Raw genomic sequence first — 26,247 nt, forward strand, 5'->3', positions numbered from 1 at the left:
GGATCGACACGATCCCCGGTGCAATCCATGATTGGACTTGATGCCGGACGACAGGACCAACTTCGAGAACAGACCTTCTCCCGACGCGCTGCTCGAGCACGCGGAGCGGGAGGGCCGCGGCCGTCTGCGCATCTTCCTTGGCGCGGCGCCCGGCGTCGGCAAGACCTACGAGATGCTGTTGGCAGGCCGCGCCCGGCGCGCCGACGGCATCGACGTCGCGATCGGCGTCGTTGAAACGCATGGCCGCAAGGAAACCCAGGCGCTGGTCGAAGGCTATGAGGTGATCCCGCGCCGCGAGGTCGAATACAGGGGCCGGGTCCTTGACGAGATGGACATCGACGCCATCCTGAAACGGCGGCCGGAGCTGGTTCTGATCGACGAGCTCGCGCACACCAACGGGCCCGGCAGCCGTCATCCCAAGCGCTATCTCGATGTTCAGGAAATCCTGTCGCAGGGCATCGACGTCTACACCACGCTCAACATCCAGCATGTCGAAAGCCTGAATGACGTCGTGGCGCAGATCACCCGCGTCAGGGTGCGTGAAACCGTTCCGGATTCCATCATCGACGAGGCCGACGACATCGAGGTCATCGACCTCACCCCGGACGACCTGATCAAGCGGCTGCATGAAGGCAAGGTCTATTTCCCGCAAACCGCTCAGCGCGCGATCGAGAACTATTTTTCGCCTGGCAATCTGACGGCGCTTCGCGAGTTGGCGCTGCGACGCACCGCGCAGCGCGTCGATGAACAGCTCCTCAGCCATATGCAGTCCCACGCCATTCCGGGACCGTGGGCGGCCGGCGAGCGGGTCCTTGTCTGCGTCGACTCGCGTCCGGACGGGAGCGCTCGTATCCGCTACGCGCGCCGGCTCGCCGATCGCCTGCGGGCGCCATGGACGGCGCTGCATGTCGACACGCCTCGCCTGGCCGGCATGTCCGAAGAGGACAAGGACCGGCTGGCAACAAATCTGCGCCTTGCCGAACAGCTCGGCGCCGAGGTGGTGACCATCCCGGGCCAGAACGTCGCCCAGGATATCGTGCGCCATGCGACGGCGAACAACTTCACCCATATCGTCATCGGCAGGCCGACCCGCTCGCGCTGGCGGGAACTGATCGAGGGCTCGCTCACCTATGACCTGATCCGCAATGCCGGCGACATCAGCGTCCATGTCATTTCGGGCAAGGAGCGCGATGCCGACATGCCGTCGGCACGGGTGAAGGCCGCGTCCGAGCAGAAGCCCTTCCAGATCTGGCCCTATCTGTTCTCGACGGCCTATGTCGCCGGCGCGGTGGCCGTCAGCTCGATTCTCGATCAGTTCCTCGATGTCCGCAATCTGGCCAGCGTCCTGCTGCTGGCGGTGCTGACTTCTGCGGTGACGTTCGGACTCTGGCCGGCGCTCTACGCTTGTTTCCTGAGCGCGCTTGCCTTCAACTATTTCTTTCTCGAGCCGCGCTATACGTTCACGATCAGGGATCCGGAGAGCATCGTTGCCTTCGTGGTCTTTCTCGTTGTCGCAGTCATCGCCAGCAATCTGACGGCGCGCGTCCAGCGCCAGGCGGTCGCTGCCCGCTCACGCGCGCGAGCCACGCAGGACATCTACTCGTTCTCGAAGAAGCTCGCTGGCGCCGGCACGCTTGACGACGTGCTGTGGGCCACCGCCTTCCAGATCGCCTCGATGCTGAAAGTGCGCGTGGTGCTGCTTCTGCCCGAGAATGGAACGATCACCGTCAAGGCCGGCTATCCGCCGGACGATACGCTCGCCGAGGCCGACATCGCGGCGGCCCGCTGGGCCTGGGAACATGATCGCCCCGCCGGCCGCGGCGCCGATACGCTGCCCGGCGCCAAGCGCCTCTATCTGCCCTTGCGAACAGGCCGGACAGCGGTCGGCGTCGTCGGCCTCGACAACGACAAGCAGGGCCCGTTGCTGACGCCCGAGCAGCAGCGCCTTCTCGACGCGCTTGCCGATCAGGCGGCAGTCGCCATCGAACGCATCCAGCTTGTCGCCGATGTCGACCGCGCCAGGCTGGCGGCGGAAGCGGACCGGCTGCGCACGGCGCTGCTTACCTCGATCTCGCATGACCTGAAGACGCCGCTGGCCGCCATCATGGGTGCCGCCGGCACGCTGCGGGAATACGCGGCCGCCCTTCCCGAAGAGGACCGCGCGGAACTCCTGTCGACGGTGGTCGACGAATCGGAGCGGCTCAACCGCTTCATCGCCAATCTGCTCGACATGACCAAGATCGAGTCCGGCGCCATGGAGCCGAACTACGCCCTCCATTATGTCGGCGATATCGTCGGCTCGGCGCTCGATCGCGCTCGCAAGATCACCGGCGAGCACCGCATTAACACCGACATTCCGCCGGACCTGCCGATGCTGCGCCTCGACCCGGTGCTGTTCGAGCAGGCGCTGTTCAACCTCCTCGACAATGCCGCCAAGTATTCCGCGCCCGGCTCGACCATCCGCCTGCAAGGCTGGGTCGACAACGGCTCCGTCATCCTGCAGGCCATGGACGAGGGACCAGGCATCCCGCCCAACGACCTCGAACGGATCTTCGACACCTTCTATCGGGTGCGCAAGCGCGACCAGGTCCGCGCCGGCACGGGTCTCGGCCTGTCGATCAGTCGCGGTTTCGTCGAGGCCATGGGCGGCAGGATCTCGGCGACGAACCGTACCGACCGGCCCGGCGCGATCTTCACCATCCGCATGCCGGTGCCGCAGGAAATTCCGGACCTTGCCGTGGCCAAAACGGATGACGCCGCATGACCGGTCAGAACGTCAGCATCCTGGTCGTCGACGACGAACCGCCGATCCGCAGGCTGCTTCGGGTCGGCCTCGGCAGCCAGGGCTATGCCGTATCGGAGGCACCGAACGCCAAGGCAGCGATCGAGCTCATGCAGGCGCAGCGGCCCGACCTGATCCTGCTCGATCTCGGCCTCCCGGGGATGACGGGCCTCGAACTGCTCGGCAAATGGCGTGACGACGGCCTCGACATTCCGGTCGTCATCCTATCGAGCCGCACCGACGAGGCCGGCATCGTCCAGGCGCTCGAGATGGGCGCCGACGACTATGTGACGAAACCCTTCGGCATGAACGAGCTCGTCGCCCGCATCCGCGTGGCGCTGCGCCACAAGTTCCAGCAGCAGGGCGAGAAGCCGGTGTTCCAGGCCGGAGACCTTTCAGTCGACCTGGTGAAGCGCATCGTCAAGGTAGAGGGTAAGGAAGTAAAACTGTCGCCGAAGGAATACGATATCCTGCGCATGCTCGTGCAGTATGCCGGCAAGGTTCTGACCCATCAGTTCCTGCTGAAGCAGATCTGGAACGAGTCGACGGACGTGCAATATCTCAGGGTCTATGTCCGCCAATTGAGGCAGAAGATCGAGAAGACACCGGACCAGCCGCGCTACATCATCACCGAGACCGGCGTCGGCTACCGTTTGCGCGAGGTCGATTGAAGGAACCGGCGGGCATCATCAAACCGATCGAGGCTGTGCCGAGATCGGTCGCTTGAACCATGGTAGATCCGCACAAACATCCTATATTACGGCAAGGTTTCTGTTTTTCGTGCGGGAAGGAAGCGATGTCGCATCCTCGGCTATCGGCGGCTTTGATTGCCGCGGCTTTGTCGACTGCCGCCCTTTTGGGCGCGGCTTCATATGCCTCCGCGCAGGTCGTCATCCCCACAGACCGCAACGCCCTGATCCAACATAACGAGCTGCAGGCGCTCCGGAACCAGCTGCAGCGACGACAGTTCCAGCAACAGCAGCAGCTTTACCGCGAGCAGGACCGGCAGATCGTTCCGAAGGCTCGCCCTGAAGTGCCGATCGTCAAGCAGAATTGCCAGTCTCAGGTGATCGGCACCACGATTTCGCGCGTCTGCCGCTGACATTTTTCTTTTTTCGGTTTACTTAGCCGACTTACTGTCGGCGGCGTCCGGCTTGAATGAGCGGCGGTTTTGGGATTTGCAGGAGCGAGGTTTTGCCGTGCGGATAGCGTACGGCAGGAATGCCGCTTTGATCGGATTTTGGGATGGCAGCAGCCAAGAAGAAAGCAGTACGCAGGGCAAGGAAGGGAGAGCGGATCCGCCAGGTGGCGGCCATCCCCTTTCGCCTACGCGGCGACGGCCAGCTTGAAGTCTTGCTGGTCACCTCGCGCACGACCAAACGTTTCATTGTGCCCAAGGGCTGGCCGATGAAAGGCAAGAGCGGGCGCAAGGCGGCCGCGATCGAGGCCCAGGAAGAGGCGGGCGTGCTGGGCAAGGCGCTGAAGCAGCCTGCCGGCGGCTACTCCTATTGGAAGCGCATGGCCAGCCGTTTCGTCCGTGTCGACGTGGTCGTCTATCTGCTCGAGGTCAGCGAGGAGATGGCCGACTGGCGGGAGGCCGTGAACCGTCAGCGGGCTTGGCTGCCGGCGGCCGATGCGGCCCTGCTGATCGACGAGCCCGAGCTTTCGACCCTTCTAAGGGATTTGACGGCCTTGGCGACCGATACAGCGTAAGACGATGGCCTGGCGCAATTCCACGAAAGTGTGATACGGCATCCGTCAGGAATTCCGTCAAAACAAAGGGACGGATTGGTTCGCCGTTCCCGTCGAACGGTGAAACGCTCTAATCGGAGTCGCCAGGAAACGGCCGTGCCGGTGTGCCGCTATAGGCCCACAGCCATTCTTTGGGCAGAGGTCCCTTGTTGCGGTCGCTCTCCTGTGATTGCTCCCAGGCATGCGCCAGTATGCCTACCGAACGCGACAGCACGAAGAGGCCGCGCGTCAGCGGCGGCGGGAAGCCAAGCTCGCCATAGATGACGGCTGTGGCGCCATCGATGTTGAGCGGGATCGTCTTGCCCTTGCGTGTCGCCACCTCCGCCTCGATCGCCTCGGCAATGTCGGCAAAGCGCCCGCTGACGACCCCGCGCCAGGCGAAGTCGCGCGTCAGTTCGATGAGGCGCGGCGCCCGCGGATCGATCGGGTGGAAGCGATGCCCGAGGCCAGGCACGTAGTCCTTTTCCTCGGCGAAGAACCGGTCGAGCCGCGCACTCACCGCTTCGGCGAGGCTCGCGCCACCATCCATTGCGGCGGCGATGTCGCCATAGAAGGAAAGCGCCTGCTCGCCGGCCCCACCATGCACGTCGCCCAGCACATTAATGGCGGAGGCCATGGCGTTGTTGATGCCGACGCCGCAGGTCGCCGCCATGCGCGCGATCGCGATCGACGGCGCCTGCGGGCCATGGTCGACGGCGGCCCCGAGCGCGATGCCGAGCAGCGCCGCCTCATCTTCGCCCGGCAAATCGCCGCGCAGCATCAGCCAGATCATCGCCGGAAAGCTGACGCGGCCGATCAGATCCTGGATCTCGTAGCCGCGCAGCCGGATCACGCCGGGCCGCATCTCGATGATGCCGGTCTGCCACCACTCTTCGCCGCGCTCGCGGCCGGTCCTTTTGTCCGCGCTCATGCCCGCGCCCTCCCTTTGCCGCGCGCCGGCAAGCTGGCGAACACGTCGTCCATATGCGCGCCAAGACGTGGCGGAGGGCCGGCTGGCACGGGAGCCGCACCGTCGACCATAAAGCCGCCGCGCACCACCGTGAGCGGCTTCTCCATTCCGGGTATCTCCTGGAAGCGGGTCGTCATGCGGCGCTCGGTGACCTGGCGTTCCTGCAGCACTTGCGGGATCGTCAGCACCCGCCCGGCCGGCACGCCGGCGCGGTTGAGCTTTTCTTCCCAGACCGCCGCAGGAGCGCCGGCAAGCGCGTCTTCGATAAGCGGCTTCAGCGCTGCCCGGTTCTCTTTGCGCGTCTCGCGTTCTGCAAAGCGCGGATCCGAAGCCAACTCTGGGCGGCCGATCAAGCCGCAAAGGGTCACGAACTGCTCCTGCTTGTTGGCGGCGATGTTGAGCAGGCCCTCGCCGGTGCGGAACGCGCCGGAGGGCGCGGCCGTCATGTTCTCGTTGCCCATGGCTTGAGGCTCAACGCCCGCCGTCAGATAGTTCGACACCGGCCATCCCAAGGCCGATAGCGTGCATTCGAGCATCGACACGTCGAGGAAGGCGCCTTCGCCGCTGGTCTTCTGCCGCACCAGCGCCGCAGCGATAGCGAAGGCCCCCACCAGCCCGCCCAGCGTGTCGGCGACCGGATAGCCGACGCGCAGCGGCGCCGTTTCCGGCGTGCCGGTGATGCTCATGATCCCGGACAGCCCCTGGATGATCTGATCATAGGCCGGGTTGCCGCGCATCGGGCCGGTCTGGCCGAAACCCGATATCGCGCAATAGACGAGGCTTGGCCTAACCTCCTTCAGCTTCTCGTGGCCGAGGCCGAGCCGATCCATCACGCCCGGCCGGAAATTCTCGACCAGTGCGTCCGCCGTGGCGACCAGGTCGAGGAACCGCTCGCGGTCGGCCTCCTGCTTCAGGTCGAGCACCACCGATCGTTTGCCGGCGTTCTGCGCCAGGAAGGATGCACCCATGCCGGCTTTGTTGAGCTCCGGCGAGGCGCCAAGCTGGCGCGCGAGATCGCCGCTCGGCGGCGCCTCGACCTTGATGACGTCGGCGCCGAGCAGCGCCAGCTGGTAGGCGCAGTAAGGACCTGCCAGCACATTGGTGAGGTCGAGGACGCGTATGCCGGAAAGCAGGTCTGTCATGATGCTCCAGATCGGTCAGGCATCGCCCGGCACATGCTCTGGTCCGCGCGTGCGCCGGCGTTCGATCCAGGCCCAGATATGCGGGCCGACCAGACCGATGAAGGCGAGCGTTAATAGCGTCAGCGAGAGCGGGTGCCGGTAGAACACCGTCCAGTCGCCATTGGCGATCGTCATCGCCCGGCGGAACTGCGTCTCGGCGAGCGGCCCGAGGATCATGCCGATGATGACCGGCGCCGTCGGAAAATCGAAGCGGCGCATAAGGAAACCCGCCGCGCCCAGCAGATAGAGGATCATGAGATCGATCGGCGACTGCGAGATGCCGTAGGTGCCGACGGTGGCGAACACCAGAATGCCGGCATAGAGCTGCGGCGCCGGGATCTTGAGCAATCGTACCCAAAGGCCGATCAACGGCAGGTTGAGGATGACGAGGATGACGTTGGCGATGAACAGGCTGGCGATGAGGCCCCAGACGAGATTGGCCTGCGTCGTCAACAGCAGCGGTCCGGGATTGATGCCGTAGCTCTGGAAGGCCGACAGCATGATCGCCGCCGTTGCCGAGGTCGGCAGGCCAAGCGTCAGCATCGGCACCAGCACGCCGGCAGCCGACGCATTGTTGGCAGCCTCCGGCCCGGCGACGCCTTCGATGGCGCCGACCGTGCCGAACTCCTCCTTGTGCTTGGAAAGCTTCTTTTCGATGGCATAGGAGAGGAAGGTCGGGATCTCGGCCCCGCCGGCGGGCAGGGCGCCGATCGGGAAGCCGATTGCCGCGCCCCTGAGCCACGGCTTCCACGAGCGCGCCCATTCGGAAGCAGTCATGTAGAGCGAGCCCCTCAGCGGCACGATCTCGTCCTTCCCGGCATAGCGGCGCGAAGCCACGTAGAGCGTCTCGCCGACCGCAAAGAGGCCGACCGCGACGATGATGACGTCGACGCCGTCGAGCAACTCGCCCATGCCGAAGGTGAAGCGCGGCTGCCCGGTCTGCAGGTCGACGCCGATCATGCCGATGACGAAGCCGACGAACAGGCTGGTAAGCCCCCGCACAGAGGACGAGCCGAGCACCGCCGAAACGGTGATGAAGGCGAGCACCATCAGCGAGAAATATTCCGCCGGCCCGAAAGCCAGCGCCAACTTGACCACGATCGGCGCCAGGAAGGCGACGCCCAGCGTGCCGAGGGTCCCGGCGACGAACGAGCCGATCGCGGAAGTCGCAAGCGCCGCGCCGCCGCGGCCCGAACGCGCCATCCGGTTGCCCTCGAGCGCGGTGACGATGGTGGCGCTTTCGCCCGGTGTATTGAGCAGGATCGACGTCGTCGAGCCGCCATACATGGCGCCGTAATAGATGCCGGCAAACAGGATGAAGGAAGCTTCCGGCGCCACCTGGTAGGTGATCGGCAAAAGCAGCGCGATGGTCAGCGCCGGCCCGAGGCCGGGCAGCACGCCGATCGCGGTTCCGAGCGTCGTGCCGAGCAGGCACCACAAGAGATTGGTCGGCGTGAAGGCGACCGCAAATCCGTGCGCGAGATAACCGAGCGTGTCCATCGTCCTCAGCCCCTTCCCATGCCGACGAGGGCGCTGATCAACGCGTTGAGCTGGTTCTCGATCAGGCCGGCCCCGATGTTGACGCCGAGCGCTCTGGCGAATCCGAAATAGGCAGCCAGCGCCAAGATCAGGCCGAGCAGCGCATCGCGCAGCGGATGCCGGCTGCCGAAGCCGAAGCAGACCAGCACGAACATGATCACCGAAGCGGCTGTGAAGCCGAGCGGCTGGATCAGCACGAGATTGGCAACGAGCCCCGCGACCACGAAACCCATCGCCTTCCAATCGGTCGGCGTCTCCTTTTCCTCGTCCGGCTGCCAGCCGCCACGCAGGGCGGCAACGATGAGCAGCAGCGACAGGATCACCATGCCGGCCATGGTCATGTAGGGGAAGACCTTCGGGCCGACCTTGGAATAGAGCGGCGAAACCGGGATCGCCAGGGTCTGCCAGGCAACGGCCCCGGCGCAGGCAAGAAGCCCGACGCCGATCAGCAATTCGGGTATGGCAAGGCGCGGCGGTGACGCCTGCTGGTCGCTGGTGCTCATGATCTCCTCCCCGGAAGCCGGCCTCCCACTGCCGGCTTCGCCGCAGTTTCATTGAACCGTCGCATGTCCGCTGTCTCGAACAAGGCGATGCAGCCTCCTTCGAGATCAGGCAGGAGGCGATCAGGCGAGGCCGAGATCCTTGAGGATCGCGCCGATGCGTGTCGTGTCCTCGGCGACGAACTTGGCATAATCGTCGCCGGTCAGCAGAATCGGCGTCCAGTTGCGGTTCTTGCACTCGGTCGCCCAGGCCTCGCTCTTCGCCATGGTCTCGACCATCTTGATCATCGCCGCCTTGTCTTCGTCGGAAACGCCGGGGGGTGCAAAGACGCCGCGCCAGTTGAACAATTCGACGTCGATGCCGGCCTCTTTCAATGTCGGCGCGTCGATGCCTTCCTGGCGCTTGTCCGACGAGATCGCCAGCAGCCGGAGCGCGCCCGCCTTGACCTGCTCGGAGAATTCGCCATAGCCGGAAATGCCGGCCGCGACCTGGTTGCCGAGCAGCGCCGACAGCGCCTCGCCGCCGCCGGCGAACGGCACATAGGACAGGTTGGCGGCAGGCACGCCGGCCGTCTTGGCGATCAGGCCGAAAAGGATGTGGTCGGAACCGCCGGCCGAACCGCCGGCCACCGGAACCTTCGTCGGATCCGCCTTCAGCGCCGCGACGAAATCATTAGCCGTCTTGAACGGCGAGGCTGCCGGCACCACCAGCGCCTCGAACTCGCCGGTGAGGCGCGCGATCGGCGTCACTTCGGTGAGATTGTTGGCGGCCTTGTTGGCGATGATGGCGCCAACCATGACCATGCCGGCAACCATCAGCGCGTTGCCCTTGCCCTTCCACTGGTTGACGAATTGCGGCAGGCCGACCGTGCCGCCGGCGCCGCCGACATTGGTGATCTGCGAGCCGGAGATCAGCTTTTCGGAGCGCAGCACCTGATCGATCGTGCGCGCGGTCTGGTCCCAGCCGCCGCCGGGGGCCGCCGGCACGAAAATTTGGATTTGCGGGGCGTCCTGCGCAAAGGCGGGTCCGAAATGCAAAGCCGCGAAGCCGGCGGCGGTGGTCGACAAGAATCTGCGTCTGTTCAGCATGGGATTCCTCCAAATCACGACACCTCCTCCGGTGCCTGCCAAGACGTGGCCTGAATTAAGACCCGCATTCGAGTTCAAGCATTTGTTACCGCGTTCTGTCAACGGGAATGCCATTCTGCTGGACAGAACGCATAGGATCGGACTAAATCCGCATGTCCAGGGTCATTCCCGGATGGGCGACCACGATGAAATCGTCACCGCAATGACAGAGCTCCGTCCAAGCCAGGCTCCGGCCGACGGCGTTGCCGCGCTCGACCGGGCAATCGCCATCCTCGACGCGTTCACCATTGCCGACCGGTCGCTCGGCCTCGCCGAAATCGCGGCCCGAACCGGTCTCTACAAGAGCACGATCCTCAGATTGGCCACCTCGCTGATGCGCGGGCAATTGCTGGAGCGCCTGGAGGACGGACGCTATCGCATCGGACCGGCGACCTTCAGGCTTGGCGCGCTTTACCAGCGCTCGCTCGTGGCGATGGATATCCTTTTGCCGATCATGCGCGATCTCTCCGAGCGGAGTTGGGAAAGCGTCGCCTTCTATGTCCGCTCGGGCGACGTGCGCACCTGTCTCTACCGGGTCGAGTCGAAGCACCCGATCCGCTACACGATACGGGAAGGTGACGTGCTGCCCTTGCTGGTTGGTTCCGGCGGCCGGGTGCTGGCCGCGTTCTCGGGAGAGCAGGGCGAGCCTTACGAGACGATCCGGAAAACCTATAGCTACATTTCAATCGGTGACCGCGACCCGCAGACTGCCGGCATCTCCGCCCCTGTCTTCGGGCCGGGACGGACACTGCTCGGCGTGCTCACGCTCGCCGGTCCGAACACGCGGGTCGACGCGGCCTTCCTCACCCGTATGAAGCGGCCGCTCCTCGAAGCTGCCGCCCGCGCCACCCGCGCTTTTGGCGAAGATGCATCCATGCTGGATGCGGCAAGCCTCGACACGCCGCCGGAGCGCACAACGGATCCGGGTTTTGGCGAGCATCAAATTCGAGTTTCCGGCACGCAACAGGCCAATGTCGCCGAGCTTCGGGCAGGTGGACGCTCACGCGACGGTTAGCACTTGCCAATCGCGTCCCTTGGCACCAATCTCGGCTCAAAGGGCCGCCCATCGGGTGGATGGCGGCGCGATAGGGTTTTTGCCATGACCCGCGATCAGATGCTCGCCCACCTCCGATCCGCCGACGCCGTGGCGCGCGAGGCGGCGGCGCACGGTCATCATCCATTCGGTGCGGTGCTGGTCGGCCCCGACGACGCCATCCTCATGCGCCAAGGCAATATCGACACCGTCCATCACGCCGAAACCGAACTTGCGCGACGCGCGGCGGCTGCCTATTCGCCGGAGTTTCTCTGGACCTGCACCCTGGTCTCAACCGGCGAGCCCTGCGCGATGTGCACCGGAACGGTCTACTGGGCCAATATCGGCCGGCTGGTTTACGGCTTCGAGGAGACCAAGCTTCTCGCGCTCACCGGCGATCACGCGGCGAATCCGACTATGAGCCTTTCTTCGCGCGCCGTCCTCGACTCCGGGCAGAAAAAGATCAAGGTGTTTGGCCCCTTTCCCGAAGTCGCGGACGAGCTACTCGCACCACACCGCGAGTTCTGGAAGCGCTGACGCGGAAGCGGATGTTGGGGACGGGTCCGCAAGGATAGGGTGACCCAGTCCGCCCTAAGCTTCCGCCCTCTAGGCTCTGCTTGACTCACACATATCTCACTGGTTATACGTCAATCAATAGCCATTGAGTTATCGATCCAGATGACGAACGCACACGATATGCTGTTCCGGACGCTTGCCGATCCGACAAGGCGCGCCATCTTCGAGCGTCTGTGCCGGCAAGGCGAGCAGACGGTCGGCGCGCTGACGGCTGAGGCCGGTGTCTCGCAGCCGGCGGTGTCGAAACATCTCGGCCTGCTCAAGCAAGCCGGACTGGTGCGCGACCGCCACGAGGGTCGCCAGACCCATTACAGCGCACAGCTTGGCGCGCTGGCGCCGCTAATGGATTGGACTCGCGATATGGCCGGGTTCTGGGAGAGCCGGTTCGACGATCTCGAGGATCTGCTGCAGAGGATGGATCAATGAACGATATGCCGGCCGGAACGCGCTCCGTTGTCGTCGAGCGCGAGATTCCCTATCCGCCGGAAAAGATCTGGCGGGCACTGACCCAGCCGCATCTCATCGAGGAGTGGCTGATGAAGAACAACTTCAAGCCGGTCGTAGACCACCGTTTCGAACTGAGCGCGGACTGGGGCGGTGTCGAGTGCCAGGTCCAGACAGTCGAGCCAAACAAAACGCTTTCCTACACATGGGACACCAAGGATCTAGAGAGCGTCGTCACATGGACGCTCACCCCGACCGGCGCCGGCACTCGCCTGCGCATGGAGCAGACGGGCTTCCGGACTGACCAGGAGCCGTATTTCCGAGGTGCCACTGTTGGCTGGCCGAGGTTCTTTTCGGCCTTGGAGCAGGTGCTTTCGCGGATCGAGTGAGGGCGGCAATCTCATCCAGATGACGCAGCCTGGCGCGCTGGTAAGCCCAGCGTTCATTGGATCTTTCAGAGGAGGAAGCATTGGACTGGAGCAAGTGGATCAGGCAGTTGCATCGCTGGCTGTCGATCATCTTTACCGTGACCGTCATCGCCAACTTCGTCGCCATGGCATTGGGCGAGGCGCCGGCCTGGGTGGTCTATTCGCCGCTCCTGCCGCTTTTCCTGCTGTTGTTCAGCGGCCTCTACATGTTCGTGCTGCCCTATGCCGCAAGGTGGCGCGGTGGGCCGGCGCGCGAGCGCGCCGGACCGGCCTGATGGCAAAAGCGAAATCGGCAAAGGTTGCAGCCAGGCCGTCGGGGGAAAAACCCGTCCTGCTTTCGGGCGGCAACCCGCAGATCGCCAAGGGGTATGGTGACGCTCCCGTGCAGGCCTATATCGCGGCGATGCCGGGCTGGAAGAGCGAGGTAGGCCGCCGGCTCGACCAACTTATCATGCATGCCGTCCCCGACGTGCAGAAGGCCGTCAAATGGAACTCGCCGTTTTACGGCATGGACGGCGAAGGCTGGTTTCTCGGCATTCACTGTTTCACCAGATACGTCAAAGTGGCCTTCTTTCGCGGCATGTCGCTGAAGCCGGTGCCGCCCGGCGAATCCAAGAGCAAGGACACGCGCTATTTTCACATCCATGAGGACGACCAGCTCGACGAAGCGCAATTCGTCTCCTGGGTGAAACAGGCAAGTCAATTGCCTGGCGAACGAATGTAAGCGCATTATCGGTCACTCACGTCCGCCCGACGAGGCATCATGGCGATCCGTCTAGCGGGTGTTGAAGGAGGACACATATGGAGAAAATCGGCGTGCAGGAAAGCAAGTCTCCTTCCGAGCTGATCGATGGCCGTATCGCGGAATTGGGCGATTGGCGGGGCGAGATGCTCGGCCGGCTGCGCGCCCTGATTAAGGATGCCGATCCGGACGTCACCGAGGAATGGAAGTGGCGCGGCGTGCCGGTCTGGGAGGACGCCGGAATGATCTGCACCGGCGAGACCTACAAGGCCGTCGTCAAGCTGACCTTCGCCAAGGGCGCGGCGCTGCCGGATCCCTCACGTCTCTTCAACTCCAGCCTCGAAGGCAACACAAGGCGCGCCATCGATTTTCGCGAAGGCGAGGAGATCGACCAGGAAGCGTTCAAGGCTCTCGTGCGAGCAGCGGTGGCCCTGAACAGGTCCAAGGCCAAACGCTGATCCCAGAAGCGCGTCAGCACCGGAGGCGGACGAACCCGGCATTGCCCTCTAGGCTGTTGCCTCTCCGGCCCACCGCTCCAGCAGGATCGTCGGCTTGTCGTGATAGGTGGTCCGCAGGATTTCGCGATAGCCGTTCTTATCTGCGACCTTGAGCGAGGCGCCATTTTCGGGATCGATGATGCAGACGGTTCTGGCTCGCCCGAACGCCTCGTCACCCCAGGCGACGATGCGCCCGACGACTTCGCTTGCAAGCCCCTGGCCATGCGCACCCGAAGCTAAAGCCCAGCCGGCTTCCGGCACGCCTTCGATCGAGGGCTCGATCTCGCGCTTCAGATCATGGAAGCCGGCCTCGCCGAGGAAGCGGCCAGTCGCCTTGTCCTCGATCGCCCAGAACCCATAGCCAAGCAGCGACCACAGCCCGGCATGGCGCAGGAAACGCATCCAGCTTTCCTCGCGGGTGCGCGGCTTGCCGCCGATGAAGCGGGTGACCCCCGGGTCCGCCCACATCGCGACATAGGTCTCGAAATCGTCGAGCCGGTGCGGCCGCAGGACGGTCCGCGCCGTCTCGAGGATCGGCACCCCGGCTTCCCTTGCAACGCTCATCGCAGTCCTCTCCTTTGAGCGGCAGCGCTTAGCAAACCTGCACGTTCGAACAAGGGCCAGGATCGCCCGGGGCATCCTCCAGCGACGCAAGTAGATGAGCGCGGTCATTGACCGGCTGACATTTCGGCGTGTGGGATTCTCGACAGGCGATGCTAGTCTTGGGACGAAGCTGATTCAGCGATATCGCGGCGCCGTCTGAAAACGAGGAAAGATAATGGACACCACCGACCTTCTGCTGGCGATCGCCCATCATCTTCTGGTGTTCTCGCTGGCCGGCATCATTGGCGCCGAGTTCGTGCTGGTGCGCGGCGAGTTGGGGGCGACGACGCTCAAGCGCGTTGTCGGCATCGACCGCCACTACGGCATCATCGCCGCGCTGATCGTCATCATCGGCATCTGCCGGGTGTTCTTCGGCCTGAAAGGCTGGGAGTTCTACGTCTTCAACTGGGTGTTCTGGGCAAAGATGATGGCCTTCATCATCGTCGGCCTGCTGTCGATCATCCCGACCGTGCGCTTCATCTCCTGGAGCAGGCAGGCGAGCGGCAATCCATCCTTCTCGGTTCCGGCGGCGGAGCTCGCCTCGGTGAAGAACTATGTCCGCGCCGAGGGCTTCATCTTCCTGCTCATCCCGGTCTTTGCGGCGGCGATGGCGCGCGGCTACGGTTATTAGAATAGAACCGAGGAAGAGCAGGGATCGGGCAGCAACCGGCATCCGCCAACGTACCGTCGTCAGATGTCGACATCCCGCGATCCATCATCCGACCCAGATCTTTTCCATCCATCTTGCGGGTGATTTGTAGATAATCGCGGTTTGCCGTTTGAGTCCGATTGCAATCTGCTAGCCTGCACTAGTTGCTATTGCATCCACAGCCGTCGCCGAGAGGAATTTCGCGCGGTGGCTGGAGGTTCATACTCTGGGAGGAAGTCACAATGAGAAAATTTGTTGCCGCTCTGGCTGCCGCAGCGGCCGTCACGCTTTATCCGTTCGCCGCGGGCGCGCAGACCTATCCGGAACGCACCATCACCGTTGTGGTGCCGTTTGCGGCCGGCGGCCCGACCGACACGGTCACACGCCTCATCGCCGAAGCCATGTCGAAGGATCTCGGCCAGCAGGTCATCGTCGAAAATGTCGGCGGTGCCGGCGGCACGCTGGGCGCGGGGCGCGTCGCGAAGGCTGACCCGGACGGTTATACGCTGCTCCTCCACCACATCGGCATGGCGACCAGCGCGACGCTGTACAGAAAGCTCGCATACGACACGCTCAACGCCTTCGAATATGTCGGCCTCGTCACCGAGGTGCCAATGACCGTCGTCGGCCGCAAGGACCTTGAGCCGACCGATCTGAAGGGACTGGTCGAGTACGCCAAGGCCAACAAGGATACTGTCACCGTCGCCAATGCCGGGATCGGTGCGGCCTCGCATTTGTGCGGCATGCTGTTCATGAGCGCTATCGGTACGCCGCTGGTCACCGTGCCCTACAAGGGCACCGGCCCGGCCATGACCGATCTTCTTGGCGGCCAGGTCGACATGATGTGCGACCAGACGACCAACACCACCAAGCAGATCCAGGGCGGCACGATCAAGGCCTATGCCGTCACCTCGCCGGAACGCCTCGATGTGCTGCCGGACGTACCGACGACGACGGAAGGCGGCCTTCCCGAGGTGCAGGTCAGCATCTGGCACGGCCTCTACGCACCAAAGGGTACGCCGGCCGCGATCACCGGACGCCTGTCGAAATCGCTGCAGGTCGCGCTGATGGATCAGAACGTCGCCGCCCGCTTCGCCGAACTCGGCACCAAGCCGTCGCCCGAAGCCGACGCGACACCGGCGGCGCTGAAGGCCAAGCTTGAAAGCGAGATCGGGCGCTGGAAGCCGATCATCGAAGCCGCCGGCCAGTACGCCGACTGAGGTTTTGGACGGGGCGCGATCGGCGCCCCGTTTTTGCTTCGGCCCCGTTTTGCGTTGCAACGGCGCGCCCGGGGTGCGCACCTGAGAGGAACGTGATGAAGCCCTTCGCAATCGACACGACCAACGGCATATGCGCCGCGCTGTTCATCGCCTTCGGCGCATTTTTCGCGCTGCAGTCGCTCGGCCTCGAAATCGGCACCGCCTTCCGCATGGGACCGGGCTATTTCCCGCTGGTCCTGGCGATTGTGCTGCTCCTGCTCGGCGTTATCATCCTCGTCCAGGCAGTGCGCTTCGAGAGCGAGGCGATCGGCCACATTGCGTGGCGCGGCATGCTGCTCATCCTCCCCGCTCCGATCTTCTTCGGCCTGACGGTGCGCGGCCTCGGCTTCATCCCGTCGATCTTCCTGACGGCGCTGATCGCATCCTTTGCCAGCGCCCGCATGAAACCGCTGACCGCGCTCGTGTTATCGGCCGGCCTGACGCTGTTTGCCTCACTCGTCTTCAGCTACGCACTCGGCCTGCCGTTCCGACGCTTTGGCCCGTGGCTGCCATTGTGAGGAGACGACCATGGAGCTCCTCGCCAACTTGGTGCTCGGCTTTTCGACGGCGACATCGCTGACAAATCTCGGTTTCTGTCTGATCGGCGTCCTTCTCGGCACGCTGATCGGCGTCCTGCCCGGCATCGGCGCCACCGCAACCATCGCCATGCTCTTGCCGATTACGTTCCAGATAGGCGACCCGGTTTCCTCTCTCATCATGCTCGCCGGCATCTATTACGGCGCGCAATATGGCGGCTCCACCACCGCCATTCTCATCAATATGCCCGGCGAATCCTCGTCAGCCGTAACCGCAATCGACGGCTACCAGATGGCCAAGAACGGCCGCGCCGGGGCGGCACTCGCGATCGCGGCGATAGGCTCGTTCTTTGCCGGCACGGTGTCGACCTTCCTGGTCGCCATCTTTGCTCCGCCGCTGACGGCGATGGCGCTGGAATTCGGCGCGGCCGAGTACTTTTCGCTGATGGTCGTCGGCCTCGTCTCGTCCGTCGCGCTCGCCCACGGCTCGATAGTCAAGGCGCTAGCCATGGTTGTGCTCGGCCTGCTGCTCGGCATCGTCGGAACCGACATCTATACCGGCACGCCGCGCTTCACGCTCGGCATCACGCAATATGCCGACGGGCTGAATTTCGTCGCGGTAGCGGTCGGCGTCTTCGGCGTCGCCGAGATCCTGCGCAACCTCGAGAACGAGCATGAGCGCTCCGTGCTGATCCGAAGAGTCTCCGGCCTCATGCCCACCGGCGAGGATTTTCGGCGCATGGCCGCGCCCATCATGCGCGGAACGATCATTGGTTCGGCGCTCGGCATCCTGCCGGGAGGCGGCGCGATCCTTGCAGCCTTCGCCTCCTACACGGTCGAAAAGCGCGTATCGAAAAAACCGGGGGAATTCGGCAAGGGCGCCATCGAAGGCGTCGCCGGGCCGGAATCGGCCAACAATGCCGGCGCGCAGACCTCTTTCATCCCCATGCTGACGCTTGGCATTCCGGCCAATCCGGTAATGGCGCTGATGATCGGCGCGATGATCATCCAGGGCATCGTGCCCGGCCCCAATGTCGCGACCGAACAGCCGGAGCTGTTTTGGGGCATCATCGCCTCAATGTGGATCGGCAACCTGATGCTGATCATCCTCAACCTGCCGCTGATAGGGCTTTGGGTGAAGCTCCTTACGATCCCCTATTACGTGCTGTTTCCGATCATCATGGCGTTCTGCTCGATCGGCGTCTACAGCGTCAACACCAATGTTTACGACCTCTACGCCGTCGCCTTCTTTGGCTTGCTCGGCTACCTCCTGACCAAGCTGCGCTGCGAACCCGCGCCACTGCTGCTCGGCTTCGTGCTCGGCCCGTTGCTTGAGGAAAACTTGCGTCGCGCCATGATTCTGTCGCGCGGCGACCCGAGCACCTTCGTGACGAGACCGATCAGCGCCAGCCTGCTCTTCATCGCGCTCGCCGTGCTCGTCATCGTCTTCCTGCCCGCGGTCAAGAAGAAGCGTGAAGAGGTGTTTGTGGAGGAAAATTAAGTCATTGAATTTTCGTTGCGATTTTTGAATTCGGCGTTTTGACCGCAGGCGCCGTCGGCTGGCGCTATCCGCTACACTCTGACTAGCTGACACCAATCGCTCGGTCCTCAGTTTCGTCGAGCGGCGCGAGCTCGATCAGCGGCGCCGGCAGGTCGGTGGTCTTTTCCTTGGACTTGCAGATATCGGCGATGACACAGACCGGGCAGTCGGGCTTGCGCGCCTTGCAGACATAGCGGCCATGCAGGATCAGCCAGTGATGGGCGTGCCGCATGTATTCGGCGGGGATGACTTTGATCAGCCCCTGCTCAACCTGTTCCGGCGTTTTGCCGGGCGCCAATCCAATACGATTGCCGATGCGAAAGATATGCGTGTCCACCGCCATCGTGTGCTGGCCGAAGGCTACGTTGAGCACGACATTGGCGGTCTTGCGTCCCACGCCCGGAAGCTTGACCAGCTCGTCCCGATCTTCGGGCACGCTGCCGGCATGGTCATCGATCAGTGCCTTCGAGAGCGCGATCACGTTCTTGGCCTTGTTGCGCCACAGGCCGATGGTGCGGATGTAGTCGCCGACCTTGGCCTCACCGAGCGCCAGCATCTTCTGCGGCGTATCGGCGACCGAAAACAGCGGCTTCGTCGCCTTGTTGACGCCGGCATCGGTCGCCTGCGCCGACAGCACCACCGCGATCAGCAGCGTGAAGGGATTGACATAGTCGAGCTCGCCCTTCGGCTCGGGCCGCTGCACGGAAAAACGCCGGAAGATCTCATGCACCTCGGCGGGCGTGTAGAGCGAGCGCAGCCCGCCCTTCCGGGACGGCGTCTTTGCTTTCGCACTGCCGCCTGAGGCGAAGGCTGACGGCTTTTTGACGGGGAAGGAGTTTTTGGACTTGGGCGGCGCCATTCCCTTCCTATAATATTTCCCTATGAGCGACACAAACGCCTCGTTCGAAGCCGACAAGCCATTCTTCCAGGCCCTGCTGACGCCGCATCGCTCCCTCGGTCGGACCGGCTTTCTCATATTGATGGGCGCGCTGATGTTCGGCTGGGCGATCACCGGCGCGATCTTCCTGGCACATGGCGCATGGCCGGTCTTCGGCTTCTTGGGGCTGGACGTGGTCGCCGTCTACATCGCCTTTCGCGTCAATTACCGGGCGGCCCGCGCCCGTGAGGAAATCTCGGTCTCGCGCACCAGCCTCGACATCCGCAAAACGGCGCCGTCGGGCCGCTTCGAGGATCATCGCTTCAACCCGTTCTGGGCCCGCTTTTCGATCGCCCGCCATGCCGAGATCGGCATCACCAACATGGCCGTCGAGGCGCAAGGCGAAAGCGTTTCGATCGGGTCTTTCCTGGATCCCGGTTCCCGCGAAAGCTTTGCTGCTGCCTTTTCGCGCGCACTGGCGACCGCCAGGGCGCGTTGAACTGGCACGGCGCTCCGGCGCCTCGCCGTAGAGCGTCATCAGCAAGGTCTGCCTTACCCCGGTCAAATCTATCTTTTCGCCGGCTGTCATCGCCCTTCGGCTCGAAGCCTGCTCGATCTGGGTAGGGGCCGGAGGAAGGCAAGTTTCGGGTGGTGGCAATGCGCGGGAAGACCGATATTCGCGGCCGAGCAGACAGCCATGGGAGATATTGCCATGAACGCCCAGATGACCATGAATACCCGGATGGAACCGTCAGCGATCCTGCAGAACGACATCACGCCCGTGGGCAGCGACTACGAAATCGTGCGCCGCGCCATCGAGAAGATCAGCCTCGACTATCGCGACCAGCCCTCGCTGGAGGTTCTGGCCGAGGCGGTCGGCGAGACGCCGACGGGCCTGCAGAAACTGTTCACGCGCTGGGCCGGCCTGTCGCCCAAGGCCTTTCTGCAGGCGGTGACGCTCGACCATGCGCGCAGGCTGCTTGATTCCGGCATGCCGCTGCTCGAAACCTCGTTCGAGCTCGGCATGTCGGGCCCCGGCCGGCTGCACGACCTCTTCGTCACGCACGAAGCGATGTCACCCGGCGACTACAAGACCCGTGGCGCCGGCCTGACCATCCGCTACGGCTATCATATCTCGCCCTTCGGCATTGCGTTGATCATGGTCACCGATCGCGGGCTGGCCGGCCTGGCCTTCTGCGACGCCGGCGGCGAGCGGGCTGCCTTCGCCGATATGTCCGGCCGCTGGCCGAACGCAGCTTACGTCGAGGACATGTCGGCCACCCAGCCCTATGCCGCGCGCGTCTTCGATCCGACAAGATGGCGCGCCGACCAGCCGCTGCGTGTGGTGATGATCGGCACCGATTTCCAGCTGCGCGTCTGGGAGGCGCTGCTGCGCATTCCGATGGGCAGGGCCTGCACCTATTCCTCGATCGCGGCAAGCATCGGCGCGCCGAGCGCCAGCCGGGCGGTCGGTGCGGCGGTGGGCGCCAATCCGATGTCCTTCGTGGTTCCTTGCCATCGTGCGCTCGGCAAGTCCGGCGCCCTCACCGGCTACCACTGGGGACTGACGCGCAAGCGCGCCATCCTCGGCTGGGAGGCGGGACAAATGGCGTCCTGAAACTTCGTTTTTTCCGCGCGCCATTGCGAAAAACCGTGGATCTGAATATAGGTAAGTATAACGAAACAATACATCCGAAATATAGGGAAATGCAACCGGAGACAACCTCAGGTTTCGCCGGTTGTATTTTGAATTGTTTGCAGTCGTTATCTTGTTTAACGCTAAATTAACCGCGATAAACTGATGATACCTCTGTATTGAGCCGCATTTGCTAAGGGCACAGATATGCGGAAAGTTCTTCGGGCATCGCAGGTTCTGACGCTTGCAGACGGGCCTCACCTTGCCCGGTGTCACCCTGCCCCAGGGCCAGGACGAGGTTCATGCTTCCGACGGCACGACCTGCCGCTCGGCCGTTTCCGGCAGCGGCGCCTATCTGGACGTCGGCGTCATCCGCGGCAACAGCAACAGCCAGTCGAACAGCGACCTCGCCACTTACGGCCGCGTGGTGGTCCCGATCGGGCGGACGCCGAAGCGCGTCGATTGCGGCTGCCTCTACGAACTCGAGGTCGAGCGCCTGCAGCTTGAATTGAAGCTGCTCAAGATGGGTCTCGGCGCCGACGGCCAGACGGGAAGCGTGGCTGCTCCCAATCCCGCGACCACCTCCGCTGCCGCATCGACTGGATGGGCTAACGAAGGCTGGAGCATCAGCACGATCCTCAACCTGCTCGACTGCTATTCCGTCTCGGCACCGGCGCCGATTGCCTTCACGTCCGCGCCGAGCGGCGGCGACACCGACGTCACCTTCGCCACCGTCTTCCGCCTCGATGGCTCAGGCTCGGACATCCCGGGCAGTTCGCCGCAGCGGGTGACCAACGGCACTCACACCATCCAGGTCGATCTCACGGCCACGAAATCGCCGGGCATCTTCCCGGCCGGCAACTACCAGGGCACGGTGACGGTGCGCTGCGAATGATGCCTGTGGGCCGGTGCGGCGCACAACCGGCTTGATCTGGCAATAGACGGTCTTTGCGGCTAGCCTCCCGCGCAAGCAACTGCGTAAATGCAAGGACTTGCGGCATCGGCCTTCGATCGAAGGCTCGCCCGCTCGTGCAGGAGGCCTTTCTTGATCATCATCGTCGGCTCGATCAACCTCGACCTGATCGCCAATGTCGACCGTTTGCCTGAACCCGGCGAGACGGTCCGCGGCTCCGGCTTTGCCACCGCTCCCGGCGGCAAAGGCGCCAACCAGGCGCTGGCCGCGGCCCGCGCAGGCGCTGAGGTGCGCATGGTCGGCGCCGTCGGCAAGGACAGCTTTGCCGCCGAAGCGCTGGCGCTGCTGAAGGCCGGCGGTGTCGATCTTTCCGGCGTCGGCGAGAGCTTCGCCTCCACCGGCACAGCGCTCATCCTGGTCGGTGCCGACGGCGAGAATGTGATCGCCGTCGTGCCGGGCGCTAACGATTCTGTACTGCCCGGCGACATCGCCAAGGCGTATCTGAAGAAGGGCGATGTCGTGCTTTTGCAGCACGAGATCCCGCTGCCCACGGTCGAAGCGGCGCTTGATGCAACCCGCGCGGCGGGTGCCGTCAGCGTGCTCAACACCGCGCCTTTCCGCCCCGAGGCGGCCGGCTTTCTCGGCAAGGCCGACTACGCCGTCGCCAACGAGACCGAGTTCGACCTCTATGGCGAGGCGCTGGTGCTCACCGGCCGCGACCGGGAGGCGCGGATGCGCGACTATGCCGAAAAGACAGGCCGCGCCATCGTCGTGACGCTCGGCGGCGACGGCGTGCTGGCTGCCACTCCCGACCATTTCATCACCGTCCCGGCACTGAAGATAACTCCGGTCGACACGGTCGGCGCGGGCGACACCTTTTGCGGCTATTTGGGCGCCGGCCTGTCGTCCGGCCTCTCGCTCGAACAGGCGCTCACGCGCGCCGCGGCGGCAGGCTCGCTCGCATGCTTGAAGCCGGGTGCGCAGCCGGCGATTCCGCTGGCGAAGGATGTCGACGCGGCCTTGGCCGCGCGGTGACGGCGATGCGCCCGTCGACGAAACACGCCGTGCCGCCGGCAAGCGACATCTGTCGCTTGTCCGCCGTAGAACTTACCGACACGATCAGGCAGCGCCGTCTGTCGGCGCGCGGGGTCGTCAGCGCCTTTCTCGACCGCATCGATGCTGTGAACCCGCTGGTCAACGCCATCGTGTCGCTGCGCGAGCGCGCCGATATCCTGGCGGAAGCCGACGGGGCGGACGCCCATGTGGCACGGGGCGCCGCGGCCGGATCGCTGTTCGGCCTGCCGATCGCCATCAAGGACCTGGCCCTGACCAAGGGCTTAAGAACAACCTTCGGCTCGCCGATCTTCGCCGATTTCGTCCCGCAAGAGGACGATTTCTTCGTCGAGCGCCTGCGCAAGGCCGGCGCCATCATCATCGGCAAGACCAATGTTCCGGAATTCGGGCTGGGCTCCAACACCTACAATCCGGTCTTCGGTCCGACGCTCAATGCCTTCGATCCGACGCTCACCGCCGGCGGCTCGAGCGGCGGCGCTGCGGTGGCGCTGGCGCTCGACATGGTGCCGGTCGCCGACGGCAGCGATTTCGGCGGCTCGCTGCGCAATCCGGCGGCCTACAACAACGTCTATGGCTTCCGCCCCTCGCAAGGGCTGGTGCCGGCCGGCCCCGACATCGATGTCTTCCACGCCCAGATGGGCGTCGAAGGGCCGATGGGCCGGAATGTGCGCGACATCGCGCTGCTGCTCGATGAGCAGGCCGGCTATCATCCGCGGGCGCCATTGTCGCATGACAAGCAGGGCTCGTTTCTCGAAGGCCTGCGGGAGAAAGCCACCGGCGGCCGCATCGCCTGGCTCGGCGATTTCGGCGGCCATCTGCCGATGGAGCCAGGCATTCTCGACCTGTGCGAGACTGCCCTCGCCCGCTTCGCGGACGCCGCGTTCCACAGCGAAACGCTGGTGCCGGATGCCGACTTCGAAGCGCTCTGGCAGGCCTTTGTGACGTTGCGCCAGGCGAGCAGCGGCTGCGGACTGAAGGCGCATTATGACGATCCGGAAAAGCGCAGGCTGCTGAAGCCGGAGGCCGTTTGGGAAGTTGAGCAGGCGATGCGCCTTACCGCGCCCCAGATCCATGCCGCCTCGGTCCGGCGCACCTCATGGCACCGCACGCTGCTGTCGCTGTTCGAGCGCTTCGACCTTATCGTGCTGCCGACCGCCCAGGTCTTCCCCTTCGAGGTCTCGACGCATTGGCCGCGCGAGATCGCCGGGCGGCCGATGGACAGCTATCACCGCTGGATGCAGGTCTCCGCCTTTGCCACGCTCGGCGGTTGTCCGGCGCTCAATGTGCCGGTCGGCTTCGACGGCAAGGGCCGGCCGATGGGAATGCAGCTGATCGGCCAGCCGCGCGGCGACCTGGCGGTCCTCCAGGCCGGCGCCGCCTATGAGGCGACGCTGCCCTGGCCGGCGGGGGCTGCCTGACGGGCTCAACCGGCTGGCGCGCTTGCGCCCGCGTCAACTCCGTGCATTGATCGCGCTCCGCGCCTGTCGTCGCGATCCTGTTCGGGGGAAAACATGTCGCTGGAACTCTACGCCGCCTATGTCGTCGCCTGCATCGTCATCGTCCTGGTACCCGGGCCGACGGTCACGCTGATCATCGCCAACAGCATCCGCCATGGCTCGCGCGCCGGGCTTGCCAATGTCGCCGGCACCCAGGCCGGGCTCGCCATCATGATCGCCATCGTCGGCATCGGCCTCAACACGCTGATCGCCGGCATGGGTCACTGGTTCGAATGGGTGCGGCTGATCGGTGCGGCTTACCTCATCTGGATGGGTGTGCAGATGCTCCGCGCCAAGGGAGCCCTGAACCCCGATGGATCGGCCAAGAAACCGCGCGGCGGCTTCTTCCTGCAGGGTTTCCTGGTGGCGATTTCCAATCCGAAGACGCTTGTCTTCTTCGGCGCCTTCTTCCCGCAGTTCATCGCGCCACAGGGCAATTACACGCTGCAGATCGTGGTCATGGGCCTGACCGCGATGGTCTTCGCCGCCATGTCGGATTCGACCTACGCGCTTGCCGCCGGCCGCGCCGGGCGCATGCTCTCGGCCAGCCGCGTTAAGCTGATGTCGCGGATCAGCGGCAGCTTCCTGGTCGGCGGCGGGCTCTGGCTGGCGTTCTCCAAGGCGAAATGAGAGCGAATACTCTGGTCGCAATTATTTTTGACGCGTATTGAATTATTGTGCTTGGCAGCACACTTCAGGATGAACAAGTCAAACGTTTCCTTCCGGAATCGCTTGCTTATTTGGCAATATGAGTACAGCGACGCCGTGATCGGCGTCGCTTTCTCTGCGCATTTGCGGCTATGAAATCCATCGCCATCGTTGAGCTTCAGGCCAATCCGGTCATCGCCACTCAACGCGTGATGGGCGTGGTCGAATACGTCAGGGTGAAGCCCATCAATCCGTACGGCACGATCGGCCACAATCTATACTACACCTACGATCTGCGCCTTGATGCCGACAACACACGGATATCTGTCGACGACGATGTGAGGCGACCCCATCTTCTCGGCTCCGTCCTTCCCATCGAGCGACAGCACCACAAGCACGGCGCCGACATCTATCGGTTGCTCAACGGATGACGACGTGTGCTTGGTTGGCCGCTTTGACGGTCAGTTGAGCCGCCCCAGCCGCTCCACCAGCAGCGCGAAGAACGCATCGTGGTCGATCTCGCGCATCACCACGGCGTTCTTCTCGCGCTTGGTGACGCCCCACCAGTCGATGACCGTCATGCCCATGGTCAGCTCGGAGCTGGTCTCCACGCTGACATTGCAGCGGCGACCCTTGAACAGCTCCGGCTTGATGAGATAGGCGATCACGCACGGATCGTGCAGCGGCCCGCCGTCGGTGCCGTATTTCTCCTCGTCGAAGCGCTCGAAGAACTCCAGCATCTCGGCGGTTGCGGTGCCGACCTTGGTGCCGAGCTGGCGGAAGGCCTGGATGCGCTTGGCCGAGGTAAGTGCCTTGTGGGTGACGTCGAGCGGCATCATCACGATCGGAACGCCCGACTTGAACACCAAATCCGCCGCCTGCGGGTCGACGTAGATGTTGAATTCGGCGGCAGGCGTGACGTTGCCGCCCTCGAAAAAGCCGCCGCCCATCAGCACGATCTCCTTGATACGCGGCGCGATCCGCGGCTCGCGGATCAGCGCCAGCGCGATGTTGGTGAGCGGCCCGAGTGGGCACAACGTGATCGTGCCCGCTTCCTCGCGCATCAGCGTCTCGACAATGAAATCGACCGCGTATTGCTCCTGCAGCGGCATGGTCGGCTCGGACAGCTGGGGTCCATTGAGGCCGGTCTTGCCATGCACGTCCTCGGCGGTGACCAGCTCGCGCGCCAGCGGGCGGATGGCGCCGGCATAGACCTTGACGTCGGGCCGGCCGCCGAGCTCGCAGATCTTGCGCGCATTCTTCTCCGTGAGCTTCAGCGGCACGTTGCCGGCAACGGCGGTAATGCCGACGACCTCCAGCTCGGCGCTGCCGAGCGCCAGCAATATGGCGACGGCATCGTCCTGGCCGGGATCCGTGTCGATGATGATCTTTCGTGACTGGGGCATTTCAATTCCTTTGGGGAGTCTTTTTGGGCGGGGTTTTGACGGCTTGAACTTGATCGCGC

The 26,247-nt window shown here is 64.1% G+C and carries 30 protein-coding genes; 22 read left to right on the top strand and 8 right to left on the bottom strand.

The annotated features are described in order from the left end of the window. Positions 1-40: 40 nt before the first annotated feature. From P9228_RS14140 to P9228_RS14155, 4 genes are all read left to right on the top strand, one after another. Positions 41-2,764, top strand: coding sequence for a sensor histidine kinase KdpD (locus P9228_RS14140; protein WP_278053954.1), 2,724 nt, complete (start codon positions 41-43; stop codon positions 2,762-2,764). Next, on the top strand, positions 2,761-3,453 hold the full coding sequence (locus P9228_RS14145; RefSeq protein ID WP_095826776.1) for a response regulator transcription factor: 693 nt from the start codon (positions 2,761-2,763) through the stop codon (positions 3,451-3,453). Before P9228_RS14140 ends, P9228_RS14145 begins: the two co-directional genes overlap by 4 nt. A 152-nt stretch (positions 3,454-3,605) precedes the next feature. Then, on the top strand, positions 3,606-3,884 hold the full coding sequence (locus P9228_RS14150) for a hypothetical protein (protein ID WP_347404285.1): 279 nt from the start codon (positions 3,606-3,608) through the stop codon (positions 3,882-3,884). 143 nt (positions 3,885-4,027) lie between these two features. Continuing rightward, positions 4,028-4,495, top strand: coding sequence for an NUDIX hydrolase (locus P9228_RS14155; RefSeq protein WP_278053955.1), 468 nt, complete (start codon positions 4,028-4,030; stop codon positions 4,493-4,495). Positions 4,496-4,604: 109 nt separating this feature from the next. Here the strand turns inward: P9228_RS14155 and P9228_RS14160 are convergent, their stop codons facing one another. From P9228_RS14160 to P9228_RS14180, 5 genes are all read right to left on the bottom strand, one after another. Further along, entirely contained in the window at positions 4,605-5,444 is an 840-nt protein-coding gene (locus P9228_RS14160) for a citryl-CoA lyase (protein WP_278053956.1), read from the bottom strand. After that, a complete protein-coding gene (locus tag P9228_RS14165) occupies positions 5,441-6,625 on the bottom strand; it encodes a CoA transferase (RefSeq protein WP_278053958.1) in 1,185 nt (394 codons plus the stop codon). The genes P9228_RS14160 and P9228_RS14165 overlap by 4 nt, the downstream gene beginning before the upstream one ends. 15 nt (positions 6,626-6,640) lie before the next feature. Further along, on the bottom strand, positions 6,641-8,164 hold the full coding sequence (locus tag P9228_RS14170; protein WP_278053959.1) for a tripartite tricarboxylate transporter permease: 1,524 nt from the start codon (positions 8,162-8,164) through the stop codon (positions 6,641-6,643). Between the two features lie 5 nt (positions 8,165-8,169). After that, complete coding sequence (locus tag P9228_RS14175) at positions 8,170-8,706, bottom strand: tripartite tricarboxylate transporter TctB family protein (RefSeq protein ID WP_067318841.1); 537 nt, start codon at positions 8,704-8,706, stop codon at positions 8,170-8,172. A 120-nt stretch (positions 8,707-8,826) separates the two neighbouring features. Further along, positions 8,827-9,792 carry a tripartite tricarboxylate transporter substrate-binding protein gene (locus tag P9228_RS14180; protein ID WP_067318842.1) on the bottom strand — a complete coding sequence of 322 codons (966 nt, stop codon included), beginning with the start codon at positions 9,790-9,792 and terminating at the stop codon, positions 8,827-8,829. 202 nt (positions 9,793-9,994) lie between these two features. Here P9228_RS14180 and P9228_RS14185 point away from each other — a divergent pair, with 202 nt between their 5' ends. The 7 genes from P9228_RS14185 to P9228_RS14215 all read left to right on the top strand — a co-directional run bounded on the left by P9228_RS14185 (position 9,995) and on the right by P9228_RS14215 (position 13,512). Continuing rightward, positions 9,995-10,846 (top strand): IclR family transcriptional regulator, encoded by an 852-nt coding sequence (locus P9228_RS14185; RefSeq protein ID WP_278054083.1) that lies wholly within the window; start codon positions 9,995-9,997, stop codon positions 10,844-10,846. Positions 10,847-10,930: 84 nt separating this feature from the next. Further along, the gene (locus P9228_RS14190) at positions 10,931-11,401 is read left to right on the top strand and encodes a nucleoside deaminase (RefSeq protein WP_278053963.1); all 471 of its coding nucleotides are present in this window, start codon (positions 10,931-10,933) and stop codon (positions 11,399-11,401) included. Positions 11,402-11,542: 141 nt separating this feature from the next. Continuing rightward, positions 11,543-11,866, top strand: coding sequence for a metalloregulator ArsR/SmtB family transcription factor (locus P9228_RS14195; RefSeq protein ID WP_067003998.1), 324 nt, complete (start codon positions 11,543-11,545; stop codon positions 11,864-11,866). Beyond that, a complete protein-coding gene (locus tag P9228_RS14200) occupies positions 11,863-12,273 on the top strand; it encodes an SRPBCC domain-containing protein (RefSeq protein WP_095800555.1) in 411 nt (136 codons plus the stop codon). Before P9228_RS14195 ends, P9228_RS14200 begins: the two co-directional genes overlap by 4 nt. Before the next feature lie 80 nt (positions 12,274-12,353). Next, positions 12,354-12,587 (top strand): hypothetical protein, encoded by a 234-nt coding sequence (locus P9228_RS14205; RefSeq protein ID WP_095800556.1) that lies wholly within the window; start codon positions 12,354-12,356, stop codon positions 12,585-12,587. Then, positions 12,587-13,036 (top strand): DUF1801 domain-containing protein, encoded by a 450-nt coding sequence (locus P9228_RS14210; protein ID WP_095800656.1) that lies wholly within the window; start codon positions 12,587-12,589, stop codon positions 13,034-13,036. Before P9228_RS14205 ends, P9228_RS14210 begins: the two co-directional genes overlap by 1 nt. A 77-nt stretch (positions 13,037-13,113) precedes the next feature. After that, positions 13,114-13,512 carry a DUF1801 domain-containing protein gene (locus tag P9228_RS14215; protein ID WP_067318850.1) on the top strand — a complete coding sequence of 133 codons (399 nt, stop codon included), beginning with the start codon at positions 13,114-13,116 and terminating at the stop codon, positions 13,510-13,512. 48 nt (positions 13,513-13,560) lie between these two features. Here P9228_RS14215 and P9228_RS14220 read toward each other — a convergent pair whose 3' ends face one another. Next, entirely contained in the window at positions 13,561-14,115 is a 555-nt protein-coding gene (locus tag P9228_RS14220) for a GNAT family N-acetyltransferase (RefSeq protein WP_095800557.1), read from the bottom strand. A 214-nt stretch (positions 14,116-14,329) separates the two neighbouring features. On the opposite strand from P9228_RS14220, the gene P9228_RS14225 reads away from it, so the two are divergent. The 4 genes from P9228_RS14225 to P9228_RS14240 all read left to right on the top strand — a co-directional run bounded on the left by P9228_RS14225 (position 14,330) and on the right by P9228_RS14240 (position 18,099). Beyond that, positions 14,330-14,785 carry a DUF2214 family protein gene (locus tag P9228_RS14225; RefSeq protein ID WP_067318854.1) on the top strand — a complete coding sequence of 152 codons (456 nt, stop codon included), beginning with the start codon at positions 14,330-14,332 and terminating at the stop codon, positions 14,783-14,785. Positions 14,786-15,045: 260 nt separating this feature from the next. Next, a complete protein-coding gene (locus P9228_RS14230) occupies positions 15,046-16,023 on the top strand; it encodes a tripartite tricarboxylate transporter substrate-binding protein (RefSeq protein WP_278053967.1) in 978 nt (325 codons plus the stop codon). Between the two features lie 95 nt (positions 16,024-16,118). After that, positions 16,119-16,580 (top strand): tripartite tricarboxylate transporter TctB family protein, encoded by a 462-nt coding sequence (locus P9228_RS14235; protein ID WP_067004012.1) that lies wholly within the window; start codon positions 16,119-16,121, stop codon positions 16,578-16,580. A gap of 10 nt (positions 16,581-16,590) precedes the next feature. After that, positions 16,591-18,099: a tripartite tricarboxylate transporter permease gene (locus P9228_RS14240; protein ID WP_067318861.1), complete on the top strand. Its 1,509-nt coding sequence runs from the start codon at positions 16,591-16,593 to the stop codon at positions 18,097-18,099. Positions 18,100-18,181: 82 nt separating this feature from the next. Here P9228_RS14240 and nth read toward each other — a convergent pair whose 3' ends face one another. Beyond that, positions 18,182-18,997 (bottom strand): endonuclease III, encoded by an 816-nt coding sequence (gene nth / locus P9228_RS14245; RefSeq protein ID WP_278053969.1) that lies wholly within the window; start codon positions 18,995-18,997, stop codon positions 18,182-18,184. A gap of 22 nt (positions 18,998-19,019) precedes the next feature. Here nth and P9228_RS14250 point away from each other — a divergent pair, with 22 nt between their 5' ends. The 7 genes from P9228_RS14250 to P9228_RS14280 all read left to right on the top strand — a co-directional run bounded on the left by P9228_RS14250 (position 19,020) and on the right by P9228_RS14280 (position 25,213). Further along, the gene (locus tag P9228_RS14250; RefSeq protein ID WP_278053971.1) at positions 19,020-19,514 is read left to right on the top strand and encodes a DUF2244 domain-containing protein; all 495 of its coding nucleotides are present in this window, start codon (positions 19,020-19,022) and stop codon (positions 19,512-19,514) included. Between the two features lie 213 nt (positions 19,515-19,727). Continuing rightward, positions 19,728-20,633, top strand: a complete 906-nt coding sequence (locus P9228_RS14255; RefSeq protein WP_067004018.1) for a methylated-DNA--[protein]-cysteine S-methyltransferase — start codon at positions 19,728-19,730, stop codon at positions 20,631-20,633. A gap of 262 nt (positions 20,634-20,895) precedes the next feature. Further along, positions 20,896-21,546, top strand: coding sequence for a hypothetical protein (locus P9228_RS14260; protein WP_278053973.1), 651 nt, complete (start codon positions 20,896-20,898; stop codon positions 21,544-21,546). A 150-nt stretch (positions 21,547-21,696) separates the two neighbouring features. Further along, a complete protein-coding gene (locus P9228_RS14265; RefSeq protein ID WP_127247043.1) occupies positions 21,697-22,599 on the top strand; it encodes a ribokinase in 903 nt (300 codons plus the stop codon). A 5-nt stretch (positions 22,600-22,604) separates the two neighbouring features. Further along, on the top strand, positions 22,605-24,056 hold the full coding sequence (locus P9228_RS14270) for an amidase (RefSeq protein WP_278053975.1): 1,452 nt from the start codon (positions 22,605-22,607) through the stop codon (positions 24,054-24,056). Between the two features lie 93 nt (positions 24,057-24,149). Beyond that, entirely contained in the window at positions 24,150-24,764 is a 615-nt protein-coding gene (locus P9228_RS14275; protein ID WP_095778737.1) for a LysE family translocator, read from the top strand. 170 nt (positions 24,765-24,934) lie between these two features. Beyond that, entirely contained in the window at positions 24,935-25,213 is a 279-nt protein-coding gene (locus P9228_RS14280; protein WP_278053977.1) for a hypothetical protein, read from the top strand. A gap of 30 nt (positions 25,214-25,243) precedes the next feature. Here the strand turns inward: P9228_RS14280 and P9228_RS14285 are convergent, their stop codons facing one another. Further along, positions 25,244-26,188 (bottom strand): nucleoside hydrolase, encoded by a 945-nt coding sequence (locus tag P9228_RS14285; RefSeq protein ID WP_278053978.1) that lies wholly within the window; start codon positions 26,186-26,188, stop codon positions 25,244-25,246. Between the last annotated feature and the right edge of the window lie 59 nt (positions 26,189-26,247).

Origin of the sequence: Mesorhizobium sp. WSM4898, assembly GCF_029625845.1 — a bacterium.
Lineage (GTDB): Bacteria > Pseudomonadota > Alphaproteobacteria > Rhizobiales > Rhizobiaceae > Mesorhizobium.